Source organism: Streptomyces sp. TRM64462 (assembly GCF_013362995.1).
In the GTDB taxonomy this organism is placed as follows: Bacteria; Actinomycetota; Actinomycetes; order Streptomycetales; family Streptomycetaceae; genus Streptomyces.
In genome coordinates, this window is the sequence record NZ_JABWDV010000315.1 from 1 (window position 1) to 6,871 (window position 6,871).

Annotated in this window: 9 protein-coding genes and 1 pseudogene; 6 read left to right on the plus strand and 4 right to left on the minus strand. The window is 72.6% G+C overall.

Annotated elements, in window-relative coordinates; translation table 11 throughout:
- A pseudogene (locus HTZ82_RS32275) lies at positions 1-151 on the plus strand (M56 family peptidase); the annotation flags it as partial.
- A gap of 264 nt (positions 152-415) precedes the next feature.
- Here the strand turns inward: HTZ82_RS32275 and HTZ82_RS15700 are convergent.
- Both HTZ82_RS15700 and HTZ82_RS15705 read right to left on the minus strand, forming a co-directional pair.
- The gene (locus tag HTZ82_RS15700; protein WP_175410008.1) at positions 416-1,414 is read right to left on the minus strand and encodes a sporulation protein; all 999 of its coding nucleotides are present in this window, start codon (positions 1,412-1,414) and stop codon (positions 416-418) included.
- An 81-nt stretch (positions 1,415-1,495) separates the two neighbouring features.
- Positions 1,496-1,711 carry a hypothetical protein gene (locus HTZ82_RS15705; RefSeq protein ID WP_175410009.1) on the minus strand — a complete coding sequence of 72 codons (216 nt, stop codon included), beginning with the start codon at positions 1,709-1,711 and terminating at the stop codon, positions 1,496-1,498.
- A 209-nt stretch (positions 1,712-1,920) separates the two neighbouring features.
- Here HTZ82_RS15705 and htpX point away from each other — a divergent pair, with 209 nt between their 5' ends.
- Together htpX and HTZ82_RS15715 are read left to right on the plus strand one after the other, a co-directional pair.
- A complete protein-coding gene (htpX, locus tag HTZ82_RS15710; protein WP_175410010.1) occupies positions 1,921-2,832 on the plus strand; it encodes a zinc metalloprotease HtpX in 912 nt (303 codons plus the stop codon).
- Between the two features lie 16 nt (positions 2,833-2,848).
- Entirely contained in the window at positions 2,849-3,439 is a 591-nt protein-coding gene (locus tag HTZ82_RS15715; RefSeq protein ID WP_175410011.1) for a hypothetical protein, read from the plus strand.
- 188 nt (positions 3,440-3,627) lie between these two features.
- Here the strand turns inward: HTZ82_RS15715 and HTZ82_RS15720 are convergent, their stop codons facing one another.
- Positions 3,628-3,825: a hypothetical protein gene (locus HTZ82_RS15720; protein ID WP_175410012.1), complete on the minus strand. Its 198-nt coding sequence runs from the start codon at positions 3,823-3,825 to the stop codon at positions 3,628-3,630.
- A 175-nt stretch (positions 3,826-4,000) separates the two neighbouring features.
- Complete coding sequence (locus HTZ82_RS15725) at positions 4,001-4,240, minus strand: hypothetical protein (RefSeq protein WP_175410013.1); 240 nt, start codon at positions 4,238-4,240, stop codon at positions 4,001-4,003.
- Between the two features lie 136 nt (positions 4,241-4,376).
- Between HTZ82_RS15725 and HTZ82_RS15730 the strand changes: the two genes are divergently transcribed.
- The 3 genes from HTZ82_RS15730 (at position 4,377) to HTZ82_RS15740 (ending at position 6,871) form a co-directional block, all read left to right on the plus strand.
- On the plus strand, positions 4,377-4,628 hold the full coding sequence (locus HTZ82_RS15730; protein WP_175410014.1) for a GntR family transcriptional regulator: 252 nt from the start codon (positions 4,377-4,379) through the stop codon (positions 4,626-4,628).
- Between the two features lie 160 nt (positions 4,629-4,788).
- The gene (locus HTZ82_RS15735) at positions 4,789-6,162 is read left to right on the plus strand and encodes a potassium transporter TrkG (RefSeq protein ID WP_309235505.1); all 1,374 of its coding nucleotides are present in this window, start codon (positions 4,789-4,791) and stop codon (positions 6,160-6,162) included.
- Complete coding sequence (locus tag HTZ82_RS15740) at positions 6,155-6,871, plus strand: TrkA family potassium uptake protein (protein WP_175410015.1); 717 nt, start codon at positions 6,155-6,157, stop codon at positions 6,869-6,871. The genes HTZ82_RS15735 and HTZ82_RS15740 overlap by 8 nt, the downstream gene beginning before the upstream one ends.

A 6,871-nucleotide genomic window follows, 5' to 3' on the forward strand; every position in this document is an offset into this window, starting at 1 on the left:
GGCCCCGGCGGGCGCGGCGTGGCCGCCGGCGTTCACGACGGTCGGGCTCGCGGTGTGGGGCGCGGCGGCGGGGACGACCGTGTCCGCCGTGTCGTCGGCGAACTCGGCCGTCGCCCTCTTCCTGGTGCTGCGCACGGCGACGCCGGTGTGACGGACCCACCGCCCGCCTCCACGCTCAGGCCTGCTGACGGACCCACCGCCCGCCTCCAGGCTCAGGCCTGCTGACGGGCCTCAAGCTCCCGACTGCGCCCGGCCTCGGCCGCGGTCAGCGTCCCGACGACGCTCAAGCCTCCCGAAACCGCGCTCGGCCTCGGCCGGGGGCAGCGTCCTCCGGACCGGGCCCGGTCCTCGGCCGCACTCAGCCTCCCGGCCGGGCTCCGGCCTCGCGGCCGGGCTCAGGCCTCGCGGGCCGGGCTCAGGCCTCGTCGTCCTCGTCGCCTTCGAAGAAGTCGCCGATCTCGTCCACGGCCTCGGCGGCCAGGTAGCCGCCGACGGCGCCGGCGGCCAGACCGGCGGCACCCGCCGCGACGACGGTGCCCACGCCGGGGCCGCGCCCCGAGTGCCCGTGGCCGTGCCCGTGGCCGTGGCCGTGGTGAGCGTCGTGCCCGTGCCCGTGACCGTACGCGCCCTTCTGCGCGGCCGCCCCGCTGTCGACGAGGCTCCGCACCCATCCCTCGACCTCGGCGTTCCAGTCGGTGCGGCCGACCGCCTCGTGGGTGACGGTGAAGCGGTTCAGCGCGTCGCGCCCGCCGGAGAGGAGCCCGCCGCGCCTGTCCGCCTCCAGGACGACCTCCATGCCGCCCGCGTGGGCGAGGAAGGTCACCTCGATCTCGTCGACCGCGTGCGCGTACCGCGGCGCGGGGCTGAGCTCGATCTCCTGGTAGAACGGCAGCCGCTGCCCGGTGCCGCCGATGTGCCCGTACTCCAGGTCGGCCGACACGAAGCCGAAGCCGAGCTGCCCGAAGGCCTCCAGGACCGCCTCCTGCGCGGGCAGGGCCCGCACGGCGAGCGGGTCCAGGTCGCCCTTGTCCTTGGCGGAGGCGACGGCCAGCTCCGTACGGACGCCGAGGCCGATGCCCAGAGGCTGGCCGTGCAGTTCGGTGACGGGCGTCTCCCACGGCACGGTCACCGTGAACGGAACACTCCGCTCCTCCTCCGCCGCGAGCCGGAACCCGCCCCCGACGCCGTACCGCTCGAACGCGACCACGCCCTGGCTCTCACCGCCGTCGTGCTCGGCCTCGACCCGCGCGACCAGCTCCAGGGTGATGGCGTCGACGGTGAAGTCGGCCTTGCCGCCCTTCAGCCGGACCTCGCCGGACAGGGTCCCGCCGGGCATCACCGGGCCCGGGTCGAGGACCGTGTCCACCGTGGGCCCGCCCACACCGAGCGAGCCGAGCAGCCGTTTGAACACCATGGCCGGCGTCCACTCCTTCTCTCTGTCACCTGTACGGATATACGGGTATACGGAACTACCGGCGCCGCGGCGCGCGGGCGCCTACGCCGCCTTCAGCCCCGCGAGGGCCTGCGCCCAGCGCGCGTACTTCAGCTCGGCCAGGTCGGCGACGGTCTTCACGCCGAACGCCTCCTGGAGCAGCTCGCCGTCCCGGTCCGACACGCCCTTCAGCGCGGACACGGGGGCCGCGAGTATCTCGGGCAGGCTCTTGTCGGCCCACGCCTTGTCCAGCACCTTGTCCAGATCGATCGAAGCCATGGCGGCGGTGTCCTTCCGTCTCGTCTCGTCTCGCTGACGACAGCATCCATATCTACATGCGTGTAGAAGCTTAGGAGCCGGTCGTCGGCGGCGCGGCCGAATCGGCGAGGAACAGCCGTAATGCGGCCGAAAACGTACGCCTGCCCGAGGGGGCACAATCGAGGGAGAGGGGGAGACGGAACGGGGGGTACGTCGGAGAGAGGCGTGCCATGTCAGCGTCACGGACCCACTCCCGGTACATCGCCGACCGGGGACTCACCACCCGCATGGTGACGACGATGTTCCTGATCGGGCTGCTGTACGTGGTCTTCGTCGGCGTGCTGCTCGCGTTCATGCGCGGGTCCTGGCCCGTGATCCTGATGATCGCCGGCGGGCTGTTCATCGCCCAGTTCTGGTTCAGCGACCGTATCGCCGCCTACAGCATGGGCGCCCGTGAGGTCACCCGCGAGCAGGCGCCCGAGCTGCACGGCGCCGTGGACCGGGTGTGCGCCCTCGCGGACATGCCCAAGCCGCGGGTCGCCGTCGCCGACACGGACCTGCCGAACGCGTTCGCGACCGGGCGCAGCCAGGACACGGCGCTGGTGTGCGTGACGACGGGGCTGCTGCGCCGCCTCGAACCGGAGGAGCTGGAGGGCGTCCTGGCGCACGAGCTGTCGCACGTGGCGCACCGGGACGTCGTGGTCATGACGATCGCGGCGTTCCTGGGGGTGCTGGCCGGTGTGATGGCGCGGGTGGCGCTGTGGGGCGGTTTCGGACGGAACGCCAGGGACGGGGGCGCGGCGATCGCGGTGCTGCTGATCCCCATCATCAGCGCGGTCGTGTACGTGATCAGCTTCCTGCTGACACGGCTGCTGTCCCGCTACCGCGAGCTGTCCGCGGACCGGGCGGCGGCGCTGCTGACGGGACGGCCGTCGGCGCTGGCGTCGGCGCTGACGAAGGTGACCGGGCAGATGGGCAGCATCCCGACGCGGGACCTGCGGAAGGCGGAGCCGTACAACGCGTTCTGGTTCGCGCCGGCGTTCTCGTCGAAGGAGAGCCTCGGGCGGCTGCTCGCGTCGCACCCGCCGCTGGAGCACCGCCTGGACCAGCTCGCGCGCATCTCGACGCAGCTCGGCCGCTGAGGGGCGGGGCGGGGTCATGGGATTCCTCGACGCGCTCCTGGGCCGGAGCAAGCCGGTCCGCCCGGACCTGGACCGGCTCTTCGGGGTGCCGGGCGCGGCGCTGACGCTGGAGGCGGGCACGGGCTTCGTGCCGACGGGCACGGGTTCGGTGTGCTTCGCGGGCGTCGAGGGCGGCGCCTTCGCCCGCCTCCGAGACGAGGTGCGGGAGCTGCTGGACGCGGACACGGCCCGGGGCGGGGTGCCGGTGGAGTTCAGCCGCGACCCGTACGGCTACACCTGGCTGCTGGCGCGGCACCCGGAGGAGGGGGTCGTGGGGCTGGTGAACGACCTGCACGCGGTGAACACCCTCCTGAAGGAGGCGGGCTTCGGCCCGCACCTGCTCTGCTCCCTGATCGCCTTCCAGCACCCGGGAGACGCACGCCCCCTGGCGCTGGTCTACCTCTACAAACGAGGCACGTTCTACCCCTTCGCCCCCCTCCCGCACGCGGCGGAGCGCCGCGACAACGCCCTGGAACTCCAGGTACGCGCCCTGCTGTCCGACGACCTCGCCATGGAACCCGACCTCACCCGCTGGTTCCCGGTCTGGTCGGCCCCGGGCCTGACGTGACCCGCCCGCAACCGGCGGCCGCCGTGGCGCCACCACCCGGCCACCCCCGGTGTGCACCGCCCGTTCCCACCCACCCAGCCCCCACGCCCGGGTGGTGACCGGGGCTCCATGGCGTCGCCCACTCCGGCGTGGTCACCCCGAGTGCGCAGCGCCCTGTCCCCACCCACCCGCCCCCACCGCCCCGGTCGTCACCGGCCGGCGCCTCCGCCGTGGCAGCCGCACGCGCACGTGATCGAGAAGGCCGGCCGCTCGTCAGGGCCGGGGCTGTCGGAGGCGTACACCTCCAGCGGGTGGCAGAAGGAGTGCTCGCCCGCCTCGCACTCCTGCGTCCGCCCGGACCGCCTCGCGTCCGCGATGATCTGCTCGACGGTGCGCCCGGACTTCACCCCGCACCTCCCAGGAGATCGAACACGTCGGGCACGGGAGGGAAGTGCGGCGCGCACTCGGCGCAGGCGTACACGGTGAACCCCGGCCCGCTGGCGGAGTGCACCTCGGAGACGACCACGGGCGTGTCCGTGATCCGATCGCACCGCACACACATCCGGATCGGCTTCGGCGCCCTCACAGAGCCACCTCCGCCGCGCCCAGGTACGGCCGGACCAGCGCGGAGTCGCGGCCGTCCAGCACCCCGCCCCGCCCGTACGGCGACCGATGCAGGGGCAGCCACGACGGGGCGCCCGCGTCCGCCGGGACCCCCACGGCGCGGACGGCCCCGACCGGGCGGCGCCCGGCCCGCCGCCTCCCCGGACCTGGCCGGAACAGGTCCAGCAGCAGGCGCAAGAACATAGGGATAATGCTCACCGTTGACGCTCCTCAGCAGCGTTGACCACGCCCCCGGGCCGTTTGCGTCGGCCGCGGGGGTCTCCCGACCCAGGAGCATACGCGTATACGCGCATTCGCGGTCGCGCAATCACGAGACTACGCGCATTCTCGCCGTATGGATCTTGACCGCAGTAAGCCCGTATGGCCTCAGATCGCGGACGAGCTGCGCCACCGCATCGACGCCGGAGCGTACGCGCCCGGCGCCCGCTTCCCCGCCGTCGTGGATCTCGCAGCGGAGCTGGACGTCGCCCCGTCCACGGTCCAGAAGGCCGTTGCCGCCCTGCGCACCGAGGGCAGGCTCTACACCGTCCTCGGGCAGGGCTCATTCGTCGCGGCCGCACCGGAGCGCGCCGAGTCCGCCGAGTGACGTACCGCCGCGCGGACCCCCGTCCGTGACGGACGAATGGCGCAAACGCGTCGTCAAGGGCGCGGGCGGGTAGGGTGACCCTCCGCCGGGGCGTTGACGCGGTCGACCGGCTACCACCGGTACATCCAGAGAGCCGGGAGATCAAGGCCGGGAGCGAGTCGTGGCGGGACGTGTGGCGCGGGTGTGGCAGAAACTGTTCACCACGCACCCCGCCCGTACCGTCGTCATGGCCTTCGCCCTGGCCATCCTGGTCGGTACGGCCCTGCTGGCGCTGCCGGTCGCCTCCGAGGACGGCGCCGCCACCGGTCTCGTCACCGCCCTCTTCACCGCCACCTCCGCCGTCTGCGTGACCGGGCTCGCCGTGGTCGACACGGGGACCTACTGGAGCGGGTTCGGAGAGGGCGTCGTCCTGGCGCTCATCCAGGCCGGCGGCTTCGGCATCATGACGCTGGCCTCGCTGCTCGCCCTCCTCGTCTCCGGCAAGCTGCGGCTGCGCATGCAGCTCACGGCGCAGGCGGAGACGAAGAGCCTCGGCATCGGAGACGTACGGAAGGTGCTCATCGGCGTCGCCGGGACCACCGCCGCCGTCGAGCTCGCCGTGGGCGCCTGGCTCGCGCTGCGCTTCCGGTTCGGGTACGGCGAGCCGATCGGCGAATCCGTGTACCACGGGCTGTTCCACGCCGTGTCCGCGTTCAACAACGCCGGCTTCGGGCTCCGCGCCGACAGCCTCACGCGGTACGCGACCGACCCCTGGATCACGCTGCCCGTGGCCGTCGCCGTGATCCTCGGCGGCATCGGCTTCCCCGTGCTCCTCGAAGTGCTGCGGCACCGCAACCGACGCCGTACGACGGGACGGCGCGGCTGGTCGCTGCACACCAAGCTGACCCTGGTCACCACGGCCGCGCTGCTGCTCACCGGCACGGTCCTCACCGGGCTCCTGGAGTGGGGCAACCCGGGCACGCTCGGGCCGCTGCACTGGGGCGAGAAGCTGCTCAACAGCTTCTTCCACTCCGCGATGAGCCGCACCGCCGGCTTCAACGCCATCGACATCGGCGCCATGGAGGCGTCGACGCTGCTGATGACCTGCACGCTGATGTTCATCGGCGGCGGCAGCGCCGGAACGGCCGGCGGCATCAAGGTGACCACGTTCGCGGTGCTCGCCGCCGCGATGGTCGCGGAGGCGCGCGGCGAGCCGCACTCGATCGTCATGGGCCGGCGCCTCGCCCCGCACGCGCTGCGCCAGGCGCTGACGGTGGCCCTGCTCGGTGTCGGGTTCGTGACAGCGGCCACGCTCGCACTGCTCACGGTGGTGGACGCGCCGTTCGAAGCGGTGCTGTTCGAGGCCGTGTCGGCGTTCGGCACGGTCGGCCTGTCCACGGGCATCACCGGTGACCTGCCGGTGTCCGGTGAGCTCATCGTGATCCTGCTGATGTTCGTCGGCCGGCTCGGGCCGGTCACCCTCGTCTCGGCGCTCGCCCTGCGCGAGCGGACCCGCCGGTACGAGCTACCCGAGGAGCGACCTGTCATTGGGTAACTTCCTGCACTCCCTGCGCCGCAGGCGCGGCAAGCGACGCCTCGCGGAGATCGAGACCAGCGACCAGCGGGTCGCCGTCATCGGCCTGGGCCGGTTCGGCAGCTCGCTGGCGCACGAGCTGACCCGGCGCGGCTGGGACGTGCTCGGCATCGACACCAGCGCGCAGCTCGTCCAGAAGGTCAGCGACGTCCTCACCCACTCGGCCGTCGCGGACTGCACCGACCCGGAGGTGCTGGAGCAGCTCGGCGTCCACGACTTCACCAGCGCGGTCGTCGGCATCGGTACGGACATCGAGGCGAGCATCCTCATCGCCTCCAACCTGCTGGAGGCGGGCGTGCCGAACATCTGGGCCAAGGCCATCAGCCGCCAGCACGGGCAGATCCTCGAACGCCTCGGCGTCCACCACGTCGTCCTGCCCGAGCACGACATGGGCGAGCGCGTCGCCCACCTCGTCACCGGGCGGATGCTCGACTTCATCCAGTTCGACGACGACTACGCCCTGGTCAAGACCGTCGCCCCGGAGATCGCGACGGGCGTCCCGCTCGGGGAGAGCGCCGTCCGCAGCACGTACGGGGTCACGGTCGTCGGCATCAAGCGGCCGGGGCAGGACTTCACGCACGCCACCGCCGAGACCGTGATCGAGAAGGGCGACGTCATCATCGTCACCGGCAAGACCAGTGCCGTGGAGAGCTTCGCCGAGCTGAGCTAG

Bases quoted from the DNA above. Each gene is read 5' to 3' on its own strand.
- HTZ82_RS15700 (WP_175410008.1), bottom strand. From the start codon at position 1,414: ATGGTGTTCAAACGGCTGCTCGGCTCGCTCGGTGTGGGCGGGCCCACG.
- HTZ82_RS15705 (WP_175410009.1), bottom strand. From the start codon at position 1,711: ATGGCTTCGATCGATCTGGACAAGGTGCTGGACAAGGCGTGGGCCGAC.
- htpX (WP_175410010.1), top strand. From the start codon at position 1,921: ATGTCAGCGTCACGGACCCACTCCCGGTACATCGCCGACCGGGGACTC.
- HTZ82_RS15715 (WP_175410011.1), top strand. From the start codon at position 2,849: ATGGGATTCCTCGACGCGCTCCTGGGCCGGAGCAAGCCGGTCCGCCCG.
- HTZ82_RS15730 (WP_175410014.1), top strand. From the start codon at position 4,377: ATGGATCTTGACCGCAGTAAGCCCGTATGGCCTCAGATCGCGGACGAG.